The organism is Microbacterium sp. Clip185 (genome assembly GCF_028743715.1).
GTDB lineage: Bacteria > Actinomycetota > Actinomycetes > Actinomycetales > Microbacteriaceae > Microbacterium.
On record NZ_CP117996.1, the window covers coordinates 1,805,528 to 1,821,164 of the forward strand.

Sequence of the window (15,637 nt, forward strand, 5' to 3'; positions counted from 1 at the left end):
GCCTCCCCTCCTCGCCGAAGGCTCTCCCATGACCTCTGCATCTGTTCGCCCTCGCCGCGCCGCAGCCGTGGCCGCGGGCCTCGCCGCGGCCCTCGCCCTCACGGCCTGCGCGGCTGGAGGCACCGCCGACACGCCACGCGAGGGCGGGACCCTGGTCTACGCCACCGGCGACGCCGAGCCCACGTGCCTCGACCCCCACGTCGGCGGCAACTACCCGCAGGCGCTCATTTCGACGCAGTACCTGGAGCCTCTCGTCGGCCGCGGGACCGACGGCGCGATCACACCGTGGCTCGCCGAGTCGTGGCAGGTCAGCGACGACGGTCTGACCTGGGATTTCACTCTCCGCGATGGACTGACCTTCACCGACGGCACGCCCGTCGACGCAGCGGCCATCAAGACCAACATCGAGCACCTGAAGGATCCCGACACGGCATCCAGCACGGGTTATCTGGCCGTCGCGAAGGTCACCGATGTCGAGGTCGTCGACGCGACCCACGCGCGCTTCCACCTCGCAACCCCCGACTCCGCGCTCCTGGAGTCGCTCAGCCAGCAGTGGACCGCGATCGAATCGCCCGCGGGGATCGCGCGCGGGCAGGAGGAGAACTGCAAGGCGCCCATCGGCACAGGCCCCTTCGTCGTCGACTCCTGGACGCCGCAGGAGTCGGTGCACCTCGTCCGCAATGAGAACTACGCCTCCCCCGGCCCCGAGGCACAGCACGACGGACCCGCCTACCTCGACGCGATCGAGTGGCGGTTCATCCCGGATGCCGCGACGCGGCAGGCCGCGCTGCTCTCGGGCGAGGTGCAGGTCATCGACAATCCGCAGCCCGATGCCATCGTCGCGGCGGAGAACTCGACCGACACGACGCACATCGACGCACCGCGCCCCGGCTCCGTGAACCGCATCGAGCTGAACACGGGCCAGGCGCCGTTCGACGACATCCGCGTGCGCGAGGCCTTCGTCCGCGCTGCGGACCCCGACCCGGGCATCGCGGCGCTCTACCAGGGCACGGTCACGCGCTCCTTCTCGCCGCTGGCAAGCACGGAGCCCGTCGCCGTCAGCGATGAGTCGCTCTTCACGACCGACACGGCGCGTGCCGAAGAGCTGCTCGACGAGGCCGGCTGGACCACCCGGGATGCGGACGGCGTCCGCACGAAGAACGGGGCGCGCCTGAGCGTGCGCTTCCCCGTCAGCACCAATCAGTCGGTAGCGGCGGAGCAGTCGCTCTTCGAGCAGATCCAGGCGAACGCCGGCGCCGTCGGCTTCGACGTCCAGATCACGCCGCTGGATCTGTCGGGATGGTACGCCGCACTCGGAGCGAAGGAGTACGAGGCGGTCAGCGCGCCGTACACGAAGGTGGGACCCGACGTGCTGCGCATCCTCTACGACTCCGACGGCATCGTCCCCGCGCCCAGCGGCTACTTCGCCAACCACGCCCAGCTGTCCGATCCGGCTCTGGATGCGCTCCTCGAGCAGGCGTCGGCGGCATCCGATGATGGACAGCGTGCCGACCTGTACGCCCAGGCGCAGCACATCATCCTCGACAGCTACGCCATCCTCCCGCTCTACGACCAGCAGAACCACTTCCTGGTGCGCGGCGCGAGCGGGGTCACGACGCTGGGCACGGTGGCGACACCGACCTTCATCGACACCCGCCTGAACGGCTGAGCGCTCGGTGCGGATCCTTCGCTGGGTGGCGGCGCGCGTCGGATCGGCGCTGCTTGTCGTGTGGCTCGTCGCCACCGTGGTGTTCTTCGCACTGCGCGCCTCCGGCGATCCCCTCGAGGCGATCCTCGGCGGTCCGGGTTCACAGGCCGGGCCCGACACTGTTGCGGCGGCGACCCGCACCTACGCGCTCGACCAGCCGCTGATCGTGCAGTACCTGCTGCAGCTGGGCCGGATCGCCACCTTGCAGCTCGGCGACTCGTACGCCAGGAAGCAGCCCGTCGCGGAGCTCATCGCCGCGCAACTGCCCTCGACACTCCTGCTCGCAACCCTGGCTCTGCTGGTGGCGTGGATGCTGGCGCTGATCGGAGCGGTCATCGCCACCGTCGCGAGGGGCCGCGCGGCGCGGGTCGTGTCCACGGTGCTGCGCTCCGTCGAGACGATCGCCACCGTGATGCCGCAGTTCTGGCTCGGCGCCGTGCTCATCCTGCTGTTCGCCGCGACCTGGCGTGTGCTGCCCGCAACGAGTGTCGGTGCCGATCCCGCGGGGCTCGTGCTCCCGGTCATCACCCTCGCGGTTCCGATCGCCGGCTTCCTCGCGCAGGTCATGCGCGACTCACTCGCCGCGGCCGACACCGCCCCCTTCGCGACGACGGCGCGCAGCCGCGGCGCATCGGATGTGCGGGTGCTGCTGCGGCACACACTGCGGCACGCCGCACTGCCCGCCCTGGCCCTCTCCGGATGGGCCTACGGCAGCCTGCTCTCCGGAGCGGTCGTGGTCGAAGCCCTCTTCGCGCGCCCAGGTCTCGGACGCCTACTCATCGACGCGGCAACCGCCCGCGACGTGCCGCTCGTGATCGGCGCCGTCGTCGTGGTCGCGCTCATCTACGTCATCGTGGTCGTGCTGACGGATGCGGCGGAACTCCTCGTCGATCCCCGCCTTCGCGGTCGGCGACCACGGTCGCTGCGCGCACCGACCGTGGCGGTCGGCGCATGAGTACCGCAGCCCCGATGCGGGTGCGGCGAGGCGTTCTGAGGACATTCGCGTCCTCATGGGGTGCGGCAGGCGTCACGGCGCTGGTCGGACTCGCCGTGCTGGTCGTGGCCATCGTCTGGCCTGGGCTTCTGGCTCCGGGCGACCCGCTCGCGATCGCCCCGGCCGAGGCGTTCCGCCCGCCGAGCCCCGCGCACCTGTTCGGAACCGACGAGTCGGGGCGCGATCTGTACACGCGCGTCGTCCACGGCGCCGCCGCATCCGCAGGTGTCGGTGCCGCCGCCACGGCGATCGGAGTGGGGGCCGGCCTTCTGCTCGGCTTCATCGCCGGCCTCGGCCCACGGTGGCTGGATGCGGCGCTGTCGCGCATCATCGAGGTGCTCTTCTCCCTCCCGACACTCGTCATGGCCCTTCTGCTCGTGGCTGTGGCGGGCCCGGGGACGACGGCGTCGGTGGTGGCGATAGGCCTCGCGACCACACCGGGTTACGCGCGGATGCTGCGCGCACAAGTGCGGCAGGTCGCCCGCAGCGGGTACGTCGAGTACGCGCGCCTCGAACAGGCCGGACCGGTCCGCATCGTCCTCCGGCATATCGCACCCAACGCGCTCTGGCCGCTCGTGTCGGTCGCGACCCTCGGCGTCGGGCAGGCGATCGTGTGGGTCTCGGCGCTCAGCTTCCTCGGACTCGGAGCGCTCCCGCCCTCCCCGGAGTGGGGCGCGATGCTCAACGCCGGGCGTGTCTACATCGGCAGCGCCTGGTGGCTGACGGTCTTCCCGGGACTTGCGATCGTCGCAACGGCCGCCGTGCTCACCGCGATCGGGCGGCGCCTGGCCGGCGGGGTGCGCCGATGAGCGGGCTGCACGTCACGGGGCTGCGGGTCACACTTCCGGGCACCGATGATGTGCTGCGCGGCGTCGACCTGGAGGTGAACCCGGGCGAGATCGTCGCCGTCGTCGGCTCCTCCGGCGCAGGAAAGTCCGTTCTGGCGCGAACGCTGCTGGGTTTCACGCAGGAGCAGGCCGGCGCCTCGGTCTCCGCATCGCGCTTCGAGGTCGCGGGCCACGACATGCGGCGCGCGCGGCGGCGCGACTGGCGAGAGATGCGGGGGCGGGACGTCGCGCTCGTGCTGCAAGACGCCCTCCAGTCGCTGGACCCGCTGCGAACGATCGAGGCCGAGGTCGGCGAGACGCTCGCGCTGCACCGGATGCCCCGACCGCTCCGACGCGCGCGCGTCGTACAAGCCCTCGCCGACGCGGGGCTCGCGGATCCGGAGACGCTGCTGCATCGTCGCTCGGGCGAGCTCTCCGGAGGGATGCGTCAGCGCGCCCTCATCGCCTCTGCACTGGTGGGAGGCGCGGACATCCTCATCGCCGACGAGCCCACGACCGCCCTGGACGCCACAGTGGCCGTGCACGTGCTGGACCTTCTCGCGCGTATCCGCGACGAGGGACGAGCCGTCCTGCTGATCAGCCACGACCTCGCGGCCGTCGCCCGCGTCGCCGACCGGATGGCCATTCTCGAGCGCGGCGTCGTGGTCGAGTCGGGTCCGACCGCTCACGTGCTCTCCGAGCCGCGCCACGAGGTGACCCGGGCACTTCTCGCCGCGACGCCGCGCGGACCGAAGACGGTCGCCGCACAGCCCGCGGGCCGCGCGCTGCTGAGCGCGGCGGGCGTGGGGCGCGCGTATGGCTCTGTGACCGCCCTCACGGATGTCGAGCTCCGCATCGCCGCGGGCGAGGTCGTCGGAGTGGTCGGCGCGTCCGGTTCAGGAAAGACGACCCTGGCGCGACTTCTGGTGGGAGCCGAGCACCCTGACACCGGGACGATCACGCTCGGAACGCCCGCACCCCGCATCCGGCTCGTCCCGCAGGACCCGTTGGGCAGCTTCGATCCCCGCTGGAGTGTCGAGCGCATTCTGAAGAGCTCGTCCCGTCCGCCCTCCCCCGCTCCATGGGAGCTCCTCGAAGCAGTGGAACTCGACGTAGCGCTCCTTCATCGGCGTCCGGCGACGCTGTCGGGCGGACAGCGTCAGCGGGTGGCGATCGCGCGGGCTCTCGCCGCCTCCCCCGATCTGCTCGTGTGCGACGAGCCCGTCTCGGCGCTGGACGTCGCGACGCAGGCCGGCATCCTCGAGCTCATCCTCGCTCTGCCGGCGAAGACCGGAACGGCCGTCGTCTTCATCTCGCACGACCTTGCCGTCGTCAGGCGGGTCAGTGACCGTGTCCTGGTGATGTCCGCCGGCCGCGTCGTCGAGGAAGGCCCGACCGAGGCGGTTTTCACCGGCGCACAGCACCCCTTCACGCGCGAGCTGATCGCCGCGGCGTCCGCTGCACCCGGGGAGTGAGCTCAGTCGGCGCTCGTGACGGAGATCACCGCGCCGTCCGAGTCGAGATTCACCAGGAGCACGTCGTCGGTCGCGTCCGCGTCGAGCGCGTACTCGAGCACGGCGAACGGATCCGTCCCCCCGTGCTCATCGGCGAGGATCGTCATGCTGGTCAGCTGGAGCGAACGGATGACGTCGACGTGGACATCGCCGGAGATGTCGACGAGGAGGTCGGTGATGTCGTCTCCGAAGGTGTCCTGCTGCTGCAGGATGTACTCCGTCACCTCGCTGGTGCGGTCATCCAGTTCGCCGATCATGGCGTTGCGGGCGAGCAGGTCGAGCTGCTCGAGCGAGGAGATCAGGGAGGCGGCGACATCCAGGGCCGCCACGGACACGTCCTCCTGGTCGGGAGCCGTCAGATCGACCGTGACGCTCTGGTCGCCGAACTCGACGTTCTCGGACCAGAAGATGGACCCGTCGGGTCCGGATTCCAGAAGTCCGAAGAAGTCGTGTTCGATCGCCATGAGTCAATGAAACCAGCCCCCACCGCCAGGCGGTAGTCCGGCGCGCGGCTCAGGAGACGAGCTGCTCCACGAAGACGTGGGGCGTGAATCCCGTGAGGTCGCCGATGCCCTCACCCTGGCCGAGGAGCTTCACCGGGATGCCGGTGCGCTCCTGCACCGCGAGGACGAATCCGCCCTTGGCCGAACCGTCGAGTTTGGTGAGCACGAGCCCCGTGACCCCCGCCTGCTCGAGAAACGCCTCGGCCTGCATCAGACCGTTCTGGCCCGTCGTCGCGTCGAGCACGAGGAGCACCTCGCTGATCGGCGCCTGCTTCTCGATGACGCGCTTGATCTTGCCCAGCTCGTCCATGAGCCCGCCCTTGGTGTGGAGGCGCCCGGCGGTATCGACGAGGACGATTTCAGTGCCCGTCTCGATCGCGTGTGCGACGGTCTGGAAGGCGACGGATGCGGGATCCTGCCCCTCCTGCTGCGGACGCACGATCGATGCTCCCCCACGCTCGGCCCACGTCGCCAGCTGGTCGACGGCGGCGGCGCGGAAGGTGTCGGCAGCACCGACGACGACCGAGCGGTCGTATCGGCGCAGGAAGTTGGCGAACTTGCCGATCGTGGTCGTCTTGCCCACGCCGTTGACGCCGACGACGAGGACGACGGCCGGGCGTTCGGTGAGCCGGAGCGTGGAGTCGAACTTCGCGAAGTGCTCCTCGAGGGTCTCTCGCAGCATCCGCTGGAGGTCCTTCGGATCGGTCGTGCGGTAGCGGTCGACCTTCTCGCGCAGTTCGTCGATCAGACGCTCGGTCACATCGGGCCCGAAGTCCGCCGTGAGCAGAGCCGTCTCGAGGTCCTCCCACGTGCTCTCGTCGATGACGGGCTTGACGAACATCCCTCGCAGGGCACGCCCCAGCGACCACGATCTCTCGGCCATGCCTCCAGCCTACGCGGCCGGGCTCACGCGGATTCGCGCTCGCGCACCCGCTGGCCCACGACGGCCGAGACGCCGTCCTGACGCATGGAGACGCCGTACAGCGCGTCGGCGATCTCCATCGTTCGCTTCTGGTGCGTGATGACGATCAGCTGGCTGGACGCGCGCAGCTGCTCGAACACCGTCAGCAGGCGACCCAGATTGGCGTCGTCGAGTGCCGCCTCGACCTCGTCGAGGATGTAGAAGGGGCTGGGCCGGGCCTTGAAGATGGCGACCAGCAACGCCACTGCCGCGAGCGAGCGCTCCCCGCCCGAGAGCAGAGAGAGCCGCTCGACCTTCTTGCCGACCGGCCGCACGGAGACGTCGATCCCGGTCGTGAGCGGGTTGTCGGGATCCGTGAGCGCGATGCTGCCGGTACCGCCGGGGAACAGCAGCGGGAACACCTCGGTGAAGGCGACGCGGGTGTCCTCGAACGCCTCCAGGAAGATCGACCGCATCCGCTCATCGAGCTCTTCGATGATGGTGAGGAGGTCCTTGCGCGTCTGCGTCAGGTCGGCGAGCTGCTCGGTGAGGAACGTGTGCCGCTGCTCGAGCGCTGCGAACTCCTCGAGCGCGAGCGGATTGACGCGTCCGAGCTGAGCGAGCTTGCGCTCGGCCTCTTGAAGGCGCTTGCGCTGCTGGCCTCGATCGAAGGGGATCGTGGGCTGTTCGCCTTCTTCGGCGGGTTCGGCGGCGTCATCAGGGATCGGTTGATCTGGGCCATATTCCGCAATGAGAATGTTCTCGTCCAGGCCGAGTTCGCTCTGCACCCGCTCACGCAGCGAGCCGACGTGGAGCTTCTTCTCGTGGATGCGCAGCTCGAGTCCGTGCACGCTCTCCGTCAGGCCGCTCAGCCGCTCCCGCAGCGCAGCCTCCTCGCGTCGCGCCTCGGAGAGCTCCGCTGTGACCGCGGTGCGCGCGGACTCCGCCGCGGCGAGCTCTACACGCGCCTGCGACACCGAGCGGTCGACCGAGTCCAGTAGCGCCGGCAGTTGAGCGGCGACGGATGCGGCGATGTCGCGCTGGCGCCGCCGGATCACCGCGCGGCGGGCCGCCTCCTCGGCGGCCGCTCGTTCGCGTTCGCGTTGACGCTCGAGCTGGGCGATGCGGGCCTCACCCGCTCGGATCCGTTCGCGGAGAGTCTCCACGTCCAGGCGGGCGCGCATCTCGCCGTCCCGCGCCGCATCGAGCGCGGCCAGCATCCCGTCGCGCGCCGACGCGTCCAGGATCGGACGAGGAGCCTCCTGCGCCGATGCCAACCGATCCGCTGCAACGCGCGCCGAATCCTCGGCCTCGGCCACCGCCGCCTGCGCTTGGCGCAGCGTCTGGGTGAGCCGTTCGCATTCCGCCACAGCGGCCTCGTGTCGCACCGTCGCCCGGTTGACCTTCTCCGCATGCGCCGCCAGAGCCGCGTCGTGAGAGCGCAGCGCGTCGAGGGTGTGCTTGGTACGAGCGCGCGCCTCCTGGAGCACGCGCGTCTGGTCCGAGAGGGCCTCGCGCAGCGAGTCGGCAACGACCTGAAGCTCACCGAGTCGCTCTGCTGCAGCATCACGTTCCGCTGCGAGCTCGAGCCGAGAGCGACCCTGGCCACTGCCCGCGCGCACCGAGAAACGGGTGACGATCTCACCCGTGCGCGTGACCACGGTGAGATCGGGGGCCGAAGCCAGAACGCGTTGCGCGGCGGGAAGATCTGCGGCGATCACGACACGCGCAAGAAGTCCCGCGACGCCGGCCGGAGCGCTCACAACGTCGGTCGCGCGCACCGTGCCCTCGATGTCGGGAATCTCGGCCGGGGCGGCCGAGACCTCTGCGATCACGATGTCGACGACGCCGAAGTCGCCGCCGCGGGCGACCGCGGCCGCCTCCACCGCATCCGCCTCGCTGTCGACGAGAACGCCCTCCGCGACGGCCCCCAGCGCGGCGGCGATGGCTGCCTCGTAGCCCGAGGTCACCTGAACGGCGTCGCCCACGAGTCCGCGGACACCGCTGCCCCCCGCCGCGATGAGCTCTGACGCGCCGGTGCGCACGTCCAGGGCGCGTCCGAGCGTCTTGACCTGCGCGGACAGCGCGTCGACCTCGCGTTCGGTGGCGTGCAGTCGCTCGCGGATGCCGGCCACCTCGGTTTCGGCGTCAGAAGCATGCCGCTGTGCCTGCTCGTAGGCGGCGGCATGCTCTGCCGACGAAGTCTCCGGAACCAGGTCCGGTTCTGCGCTCGCGAGCTCCTCCTCCGCCTCTGCTCTGCGAGCGAGGGCGGCATCGAGAGCCTTCTGCTGCCGCTCGACCGCGGCGCGAACCGCCGCGAGCGCCGACTCCGCAGCCTCCGCCGTGCCGCGCAAGGCCGTGAGACGCATGTCGTGCTCGGAGACGAGCGCGCTCTGCGCCGCGATGTCGGCGTCCAGCGCGTCGAGCTCGGCACGCGCACGGGTCACGTCGCGCGCGGCGGCCGCCGCGGCGTCCTCGGCCTCGCCGACACCGGTCGTGATCGTGTCGAGCTCTTCGCGCGCCTCGTCGATCGCCGCCTGCGACACGGTCGGGGTCGGGGCAAGGGAGTCCTCGTCCTCGGACAGCAGGCTCAGTCGTTGCCCCGCGAGCGTGTAGAGACCGCGCAGCCGCTCCTGCACCTGTTCGAGCCCGAAGGCGACGCGGCGCGCCGCATCCACCGCTTCGGAGCGTTCCTGCGTCTCGAGCGCGACGACTCGTGCCTTGACCTGATCGGCGCGGTCCTGCAGCAGGGTCCGCTCCGCGCGGCGATCCTGCTCGTTGCGCGCGAAGTCGGCCAGTTCCGCCTGCAGTGCGACCAGCTCGTCCGCGAGCAGGCGCGCCCGTGCATCGCGGACGACGGCGGCGATCGTCGCCGCCTCGCGCGCGATGTCGGCCTGGCGACCGAGCGGTTTGAGCTGACGGCGCAACTCGCCGGCGAGATCGCTGAGGCGGGTGAGGTTCGCCTCCATGGCCTCGAGCTTGCGGAGGGTCTTCTCCTTGCGTCGCCGGTGCTTCAGGATGCCGGCCGCCTCCTCGATGAAGCCACGGCGGTCTTCGGGGCTGGCCTGCAGCACGGTGTCGAGGCGCCCCTGTCCGACGATGACGTGCATCTCACGGCCGAGTCCCGAGTCGCTGAGCAGCTCCTGCACATCGAGGAGTCGGCAGGACTGACCGTTGATCGCGTACTCGCTGGCGCCGTTGCGGAACAGCGTCCTGCTGATCGTCACCTCGGCGTACTCGATCGGCAGCGCCCCGTCGGCGTTGTCGATCGTCAGCTGTACCTCGGCGCGGCCGAGCGGCCCCCGGGTGGACGTTCCGGCGAAGATGACGTCCTCCATCTTGCCGCCGCGGAGGGTCTTCGCCCCCTGCTCCCCCATGACCCAGGCGAGAGCGTCGACGACGTTCGACTTGCCGGATCCATTGGGTCCCACGATCGCGGTGACACCGGGCTCGAGGGCGAAGGTCGTGGGCTGCGCGAACGACTTGAACCCTTTGAGCGTCACGCTCTTCAGGTGCATGCGGATCCTCCGGTCGTCGGGCTTCTCACGACGTTACCGGAGCGGCCCTCTCGCGCCTCGCAGCGACGCAGCCCGAGAGCGCGACACGCCCGGGATGTTGACAGCTGTCTCTCAGACACGCTAGCGTCCTGATCTGCCAACCGACGTTGAGAAAGGAGATCGCAAGATGACTCGTCTGCTTGTCACCACCGCGCCGAACACGTGCGTCGTCGATGCGATCCGCTCCGTCGGTGTGTTCCAGAACGGTCGCACGCACACCGCTCGTTGACCCTCGCCGGGGATCAGTCTGCCCATAACCGGGCAGACCTCCGCGCGGAGTCGACGACACGCTGAGCCGTTCGTTCCTCCGCCACCCGTGCCCTCGCACGTGGTCGGCCCTTCCCGACCGCACTGCGGCCCCATCCGGCGGCCGCATTCTGCCCGCTCTCACTCGGAGAACCATCGTGAATATCACTCAGGACGCCCCCATCCGGGCATCGCTTCCCACCCACCCGCCGTCGCCCGCGCCACGGCCCACCCTCGTCGACCGCATCGCGATGCGCGTCGGGCTCCGGCTGCTGCTCTGGGGTCGCGACCGCTCTCGGCGGCGCGTCTCACCCGAGGCCAACGCCCGGGTTCTTCTCGCGCAGGATGTGCGCCGCGCGTACGACCTCGCCGTCGTGCGCACGGGGGCACAGCCCACCATCCGATGATCGACACGAATCACCCACGGAGCACCATCATGGACACCCTCACCACCCTCGAGCTGCGGCCTGTCGAGGTCCCCACGGACCTCGACAGGCCCGCAGCCCGGGACTTCCACCGGCTCGCCGCCATCCGAAACGAGGTCTATCGAGAGATCTCCGGCACGGACGACGACCGGATGACGCCCGGCGAGCTCGCACCCTTCGCCCGCTCCGATGCACACGAACTGCGCCTCCACTGGCTCGTGCTCCTCGATGACGAGCCGGTGGGGCGTATGGGCATGGATCTGCCGCAGGAAGACGGGTCACGCACGTCGTACGTGTTCATCGAGCTGCGCCGCGACGTGTGGGGTCAGGGCATCGGCGAGCGTGCGCACGCACTCCTCGAGGAGACAGCCCGCGCGCACGGCCGCAGCGTCATGCAGAGCTGGGTCGAGCATCCCGCCGCCGACGGCGAGCAGCTGACGCCTCCGACCGGCTTCGGCCATGTGCCGCTCGATCACCCGGCACGTTTCCTCCTGCGGCACGGCTACACGCTGGAGCAGATCGTGCGAAAGAGCGCCTTCACCATCGCGGGAAACCGGGCAGAACTCGAGCAGCATGCCGCCGACGCGCGCGCCGCGTCCACCGACTACCGCGTCGTGCAGTGGGAGGCCCCTACCCCCGACGAGTTCGTCGAGGGGTACGCCTGGATGAAGTCACGCATGTCGACCGACGCCCCCTCCGCCGACCTGGTGGTGGACGAGGAGACCTGGGATGCCGCGCGTGTGCGCACCTGGGACGCCGACATCCTCGACGGCGGACGCCGGATGCTGGTGACCGCCGCACAGCACATCGCGACCGGTGAGCTGTGCGCGTTCAACGAGCTCGTACTGGGCGTCGACCCGGAGGCCGCGTCGCACCAGTACGACACCCTCGTGCTCTCGACGCATCGCGGCCACCGGCTCGGCATGCTCGTCAAGGCCGAGGGTCTGCTCGCCTGGCCGCGGGTCGCTCCGGCATCGACACGCGTCGTCACGTACAACGCGGAGGAGAACCGGCCGATGCTCGACATCAACGAGGCCATCGGTTTCGTCCCGGTCAGCTACGAGGGCGTGTGGAAGCGCGTGCTCTCGTGAGCGCGCGGGGGCGTCACCTGCCCCCGAACCACCGACGCCTGGGGCCGCGCCCCGCCGACGGAGCCTCCCCGTCCGGCGGCGGCGCGGTCACCACGTCGAGGACGACCGGCATCCCGAGTCGACTCTGTCCCGGTGTCAGGACGGAGGCGACGCCCGCCACCTGGACGGAATCGCCCGCCTCAGGCACCCGTCTCGCCTCCAGAATTCCTGCGACCGCATCCCGCAGTGCGGCGTGAGCCTCGGCGGGAGCAAGCACCGAGGAGACCAGCTGTACGTCCGGCGCGCCGAAGCGGCCGAGGCCGATGGTGTGGGCGATCGATGCCGTCTCGTCGAGGCGAGCGGCCATCGTGTGAAACCAGTTCAGCGCCGGGCGCTCGGACACCTCACCCACGTACATGACGTCCGTGGTCGCGAGATCAGCGTCGGGGAGCCAGACCGCGAGGCCGTTCTCCTGCGCGAACGCGGCGCCCAGCTGCGACACGACGTGGTGGGCGTCGAACACATCCGTCGGCGCCTCGACGCTCACCACAATGTGAGCGACATGAAGAGCGACCGCCTCGGACACGAGTTCTTTCAGCGGCGACTGGGCGACGGCATAGTCGAGCTCACGGGCGCGAAGCGGCTCGCTGCGCAGGTGAAATGTGACGGGCACACCGTTGACCGTGACCTCGATCCGCGAAACCGGCGCGCCGTGAAGCGATTGCGCCACGCTCGGGGCGACCGGAGCCAGCACTTCACCGATTCCCGCCGGCAGCGTCCTCAGCAGGATCACGATCCGCGCGACGCTCTGCCCACCCGTCTGCGCCCCGTCAGCACCGGTCCCGGTCATGCTCGATCTCCCTCCGACCTCGACGGGAGCCTACGGGCATCGGTCCGCGTGAGCGAACCCCTGGACATCACCGCATTCCCTGGCAGTGCGGGCAGTAGTGGCTCGAGCGGTTCGTGAAGGCGACCCGCACGATCGCGTGGCCGCAACGTGCACACGGTTCGCCGGTACGCCCGTACACGTTGAGGGAGTGCGCGAAGTAGCCGGCTTGTCCGTTGACATTGACGTACTGGGCGTCGAAGCTCGTGCCGCCCTCCGCGAGTGCCTTCTGCAGCACGGCGCGCACTTCGGCGAGGAGGCGGTTGACGGCGCGGGCGCTCAGCGCCGCAGCCACGGTTTCGGGGTGGATCCGGGCGGCCCACAGGGCCTCATCGGCGTAGATGTTGCCGATGCCGCTCACCACACCCTGATCGAGCAGGACCCGCTTGATGCCCGACCGCTTGCGCGCGACGAGACGGCGAAAGCCCGCGTCGTCGAACGCCGGATCGAGCGGGTCGCGCGCGATGTGCGACACCTGCGTCGGAACGCTCGGGCGATCTGTGCCGTAGCCTCCCGCCGCCCCGTCACCGGTGGGCACGAGGTGATCCACGGCGAGGGAGCCGAACGTGCGCTGATCGGCGAAAACGACCGCCAGCTCGCCGTGCTGCGGATGCCGGATATCGAACCGCACGCGCTCGTGACGCTCGCGGGGCGCGCCCGGCTCGCGCAGCAGCATCTGCCCGCTCATCCCGAGGTGCGCGACGACGGCCTGCTCCGCCGCATCCGCCAACGGGATCCAGAGGAACTTGCCCCGGCGCGCGGGCGCGCCGAACGTGCGTCCCGCGAGCTCGGTCTCGAAGTGCGAACCGTCGCCGCGATGACGTGTCAGCGCGCGCTCGTCGAGCACCTCCACGCCGTTCACGAAGGCGCCGGCGACGGCGGGCGCGAGACCCGCGCGCACGACTTCGACCTCGGGGAGCTCGGGCACCTCAGGCGCGTCCGCTGAGAGTGCGCCACGCCGTCAGGGCAGCGGCCATCTCGGCCTGTTTCTTGCTCGTGCCGGATCCGGTGGTGCTCACCTCGCCCACCGTCACGGTGCCTTCGAAGACCCGGGCGTGGTCAGGCCCCGTCGAATCCACCCGGTACACGGGTGCGGGCAGCCCCATCCGGGCCGCGAGCTCCTGCAACGCGGTCTTCGGGTCGACGGCGGCGTCGTAGCGCTCCGGATCGGCGAGCAGCGGTTCGATGAGGCGCAGGACGAGGCCCGTCGCGGCATCCGCCCCGGCGGACAGGTACGTCGCGCCGATGATCGCCTCGGTCGTGTCGGCGAGGATCGAGTCCTTGTCGTCGCCACGGGTCAGCTGCTCACCGCGGCCGAGCCGGATGTACGCGCCCAGACCGATCGAGCGGGCGACCTCCGCGAGCGCGACCGTCGATACGACGCTCGCGCGGCGCTTGGCCAGGGACCCCTCATCGAGCTCGGGGTGCGAACGGTAGAGCTTGACCGTCACCGCCTGTCCGAGCACGGAGTCACCGAGGAACTCGAGCCGCTCGTTGTGCGGAATCTGGCCGTGCTCGTACGCATAGGAGCGATGCGTGAGCGCCAGCGCAAGAAGCTCGGGGTCGATATCGACCCCGAGCTTCTCGGAAAGTGCGGAGAGATCCGCAGCTGCGTCCGTCACGGAACGCGGCTCAGATGTCAGCGACCTTGCGGCCCTTGTACTCGAGGAACAGCTCGGTACCCTGCGAGTCGGTGACGACCTTCGCCTGGTGCGGGCGGCTGTAGACGACCTTGCCGTTCTCGATGGTCTTGACGAGGGCGGGAGCCTCGGCCTTCCACTGCGCGCGGCGCGAACGGGTGTTGGAGCGCGAAACCTTGCGCTTCGGGGGGTTACCTGCCATGGTCTTCTCTTTCTACGAGGTCTGTGTGCTTTGTCCTGCGTCGCCGGGCTCCGTGGCCGGTTCCGCTACCAGGTCCGCAAGCGCTGCCCAGCGAGGATCGAGGGCTTCGCGCGGTGCCTGCGCGGGGTGGTCTGCCAGACGCTCACCGGTCTCGGGGTCGAGACCTGGGCAATCCGGCCGGCACACCGGCTGGAACGGAAGCGACAGGACGACGCCATCCCTGACCAGATTTTCAAGATCCACGTGGTCGTCTTGAACTTCGAAGTCGGACGCTTCCGATCCAGGATACGCGAAAAGCTCCTGGAACTCGACTTCGACAGGCGCGGCGATGTCGATGAGGCATCGCCCGCACACTCCCGTGTACTCCGCCTCGACGTCGCCCGTGACGAGGATGCCCTCGTGAACGGACTCCAGACGAGCCTCGATGTGCACCTCTTCACCCTGGGCCACAGAGACGAGTCCCTCGCCCCACTTCTCGGGAGCGGGCACGTCGAAGGACGCCTCGCGCATCTCGCCGGGGCGATTGACGATGTCGCGCACACCGATGCTGAAGGGGCCGGGTCGACGATTTCTCACCCGGAGAGTCTAGCCCGCCGACGCGCGACGGGGCCCGTCAGATGCCCCGGCCGCCGGTGTCCAGGAAGCGCGAGACGACCGGCGGAACGTACGGCGACACGTCCCCGCCGAGTGAGGCGACCTGTCGCACGAGCGAGCTCGACACGAGGGCGTGCGAGGGGTCGGGCAGCAGGAAGACGGTCTCGACCCCCGCCAGATGGCGGTTGACGATCGCCATCGGCGTCTCGTAGGCGACGTCCACCTGCGAGCGGATGCCCTTCACCAGCACGCCGGCACCGACCTCGGTTGCGTAGTCGACCAGCAGGCCCACACTCCACGACGCCACTGTGACGTGCTCGGCCGGAAAGCCGTCCTCACGGATCGACTGCTCCAGCAGGGAGACACGTTGCGCGATGGGGAGCATGGCCTCCTTACCCGGATTGTGCACGACGAGCACGTGGACCTCGTCGTACAGACCCGCGGCACGACGGATGACGTCGAGATGCCCGAGGGTGGGCGGGTCGAAGGAGCCGGGGACGACGGCGATCCGGTTGCTCACCCTCTCACCCTAGCGGCGCGCCTTCGACAGAAGAGGAACGCGCCGCGAGG

General features: G+C 70.0%; 15 protein-coding genes. 6 read left to right on the forward strand and 9 right to left on the reverse strand.

The features are described 5' to 3' along the window. The first annotated feature begins 28 nt into the window (after positions 1-28). From PQV94_RS08740 to PQV94_RS08755, 4 genes are read left to right on the forward strand one after another with little or no spacing between them, the layout of a single operon-like run. Positions 29-1,669 carry an ABC transporter substrate-binding protein gene (locus tag PQV94_RS08740; RefSeq protein ID WP_274285487.1) on the forward strand — a complete coding sequence of 547 codons (1,641 nt, stop codon included), beginning with the start codon at positions 29-31 and terminating at the stop codon, positions 1,667-1,669. A gap of 7 nt (positions 1,670-1,676) precedes the next feature. Then, complete coding sequence (locus tag PQV94_RS08745) at positions 1,677-2,663, forward strand: ABC transporter permease (protein WP_274285488.1); 987 nt, start codon at positions 1,677-1,679, stop codon at positions 2,661-2,663. After that, positions 2,660-3,511, forward strand: a complete 852-nt coding sequence (locus tag PQV94_RS08750) for an ABC transporter permease (protein ID WP_274285489.1) — start codon at positions 2,660-2,662, stop codon at positions 3,509-3,511. The genes PQV94_RS08745 and PQV94_RS08750 overlap by 4 nt, the downstream gene beginning before the upstream one ends. Then, on the forward strand, positions 3,508-5,004 hold the full coding sequence (locus PQV94_RS08755; RefSeq protein WP_274285490.1) for an ATP-binding cassette domain-containing protein: 1,497 nt from the start codon (positions 3,508-3,510) through the stop codon (positions 5,002-5,004). Before PQV94_RS08750 ends, PQV94_RS08755 begins: the two co-directional genes overlap by 4 nt. A gap of 2 nt (positions 5,005-5,006) precedes the next feature. Here PQV94_RS08755 and PQV94_RS08760 read toward each other — a convergent pair whose 3' ends face one another. Genes PQV94_RS08760 through smc form a run of 3 tightly spaced genes read right to left on the reverse strand, consistent with a single transcriptional unit; the run spans position 5,007 to position 9,965 of the window. Next, positions 5,007-5,507, reverse strand: coding sequence for a DUF2004 domain-containing protein (locus PQV94_RS08760; protein ID WP_274285491.1), 501 nt, complete (start codon positions 5,505-5,507; stop codon positions 5,007-5,009). A 49-nt stretch (positions 5,508-5,556) separates the two neighbouring features. Continuing rightward, positions 5,557-6,429 carry a signal recognition particle-docking protein FtsY gene (gene ftsY / locus PQV94_RS08765; protein ID WP_234075294.1) on the reverse strand — a complete coding sequence of 291 codons (873 nt, stop codon included), beginning with the start codon at positions 6,427-6,429 and terminating at the stop codon, positions 5,557-5,559. A 23-nt stretch (positions 6,430-6,452) separates the two neighbouring features. Beyond that, the gene (smc, locus tag PQV94_RS08770) at positions 6,453-9,965 is read right to left on the reverse strand and encodes a chromosome segregation protein SMC (RefSeq protein ID WP_274285492.1); all 3,513 of its coding nucleotides are present in this window, start codon (positions 9,963-9,965) and stop codon (positions 6,453-6,455) included. 443 nt (positions 9,966-10,408) lie between these two features. Between smc and PQV94_RS08775 the strand changes: the two genes are divergently transcribed. Together PQV94_RS08775 and PQV94_RS08780 are read left to right on the forward strand one after the other, a co-directional pair. Then, a complete protein-coding gene (locus PQV94_RS08775) occupies positions 10,409-10,657 on the forward strand; it encodes a hypothetical protein (protein WP_274285493.1) in 249 nt (82 codons plus the stop codon). A gap of 29 nt (positions 10,658-10,686) precedes the next feature. Continuing rightward, positions 10,687-11,766: a GNAT family N-acetyltransferase gene (locus PQV94_RS08780; protein ID WP_274285494.1), complete on the forward strand. Its 1,080-nt coding sequence runs from the start codon at positions 10,687-10,689 to the stop codon at positions 11,764-11,766. A gap of 13 nt (positions 11,767-11,779) precedes the next feature. Here PQV94_RS08780 and PQV94_RS08785 read toward each other — a convergent pair whose 3' ends face one another. The 6 genes from PQV94_RS08785 to coaD form a co-directional block, all read right to left on the reverse strand. Further along, complete coding sequence (locus tag PQV94_RS08785) at positions 11,780-12,595, reverse strand: hypothetical protein (protein WP_274285495.1); 816 nt, start codon at positions 12,593-12,595, stop codon at positions 11,780-11,782. Between the two features lie 67 nt (positions 12,596-12,662). Beyond that, positions 12,663-13,559, reverse strand: a complete 897-nt coding sequence (mutM, locus tag PQV94_RS08790) for a bifunctional DNA-formamidopyrimidine glycosylase/DNA-(apurinic or apyrimidinic site) lyase (protein ID WP_274285496.1) — start codon at positions 13,557-13,559, stop codon at positions 12,663-12,665. A 1-nt stretch (position 13,560) separates the two neighbouring features. Then, complete coding sequence (gene rnc, locus PQV94_RS08795) at positions 13,561-14,253, reverse strand: ribonuclease III (protein ID WP_274285497.1); 693 nt, start codon at positions 14,251-14,253, stop codon at positions 13,561-13,563. A 10-nt stretch (positions 14,254-14,263) separates the two neighbouring features. Beyond that, entirely contained in the window at positions 14,264-14,473 is a 210-nt protein-coding gene (gene rpmF / locus PQV94_RS08800) for a 50S ribosomal protein L32 (RefSeq protein ID WP_045248451.1), read from the reverse strand. Between the two features lie 12 nt (positions 14,474-14,485). Continuing rightward, positions 14,486-14,983, reverse strand: coding sequence for a YceD family protein (locus tag PQV94_RS08805; protein ID WP_274288253.1), 498 nt, complete (start codon positions 14,981-14,983; stop codon positions 14,486-14,488). Between the two features lie 103 nt (positions 14,984-15,086). Beyond that, positions 15,087-15,587, reverse strand: coding sequence for a pantetheine-phosphate adenylyltransferase (coaD, locus tag PQV94_RS08810; RefSeq protein ID WP_137417165.1), 501 nt, complete (start codon positions 15,585-15,587; stop codon positions 15,087-15,089). Between the last annotated feature and the right edge of the window lie 50 nt (positions 15,588-15,637).

Coding starts and splice junctions, on each gene's coding strand:
- PQV94_RS08740 (WP_274285487.1), top strand. CDS start 29: ATGACCTCTGCATCTGTTCGCCCTCGCCGCGCCGCAGCCGTGGCCGCG.
- PQV94_RS08750 (WP_274285489.1), top strand. CDS start 2,660: ATGAGTACCGCAGCCCCGATGCGGGTGCGGCGAGGCGTTCTGAGGACA.
- PQV94_RS08755 (WP_274285490.1), top strand. CDS start 3,508: ATGAGCGGGCTGCACGTCACGGGGCTGCGGGTCACACTTCCGGGCACC.
- PQV94_RS08760 (WP_274285491.1), bottom strand. CDS start 5,507: ATGGCGATCGAACACGACTTCTTCGGACTTCTGGAATCCGGACCCGAC.
- ftsY (WP_234075294.1), bottom strand. CDS start 6,429: ATGGCCGAGAGATCGTGGTCGCTGGGGCGTGCCCTGCGAGGGATGTTC.
- smc (WP_274285492.1), bottom strand. CDS start 9,965: ATGCACCTGAAGAGCGTGACGCTCAAAGGGTTCAAGTCGTTCGCGCAG.
- PQV94_RS08780 (WP_274285494.1), top strand. CDS start 10,687: ATGGACACCCTCACCACCCTCGAGCTGCGGCCTGTCGAGGTCCCCACG.
- PQV94_RS08785 (WP_274285495.1), bottom strand. CDS start 12,595: ATGACCGGGACCGGTGCTGACGGGGCGCAGACGGGTGGGCAGAGCGTC.
- rpmF (WP_045248451.1), bottom strand. CDS start 14,473: ATGGCAGGTAACCCCCCGAAGCGCAAGGTTTCGCGCTCCAACACCCGT.
- PQV94_RS08805 (WP_274288253.1), bottom strand. CDS start 14,983: ATGCGCGAGGCGTCCTTCGACGTGCCCGCTCCCGAGAAGTGGGGCGAG.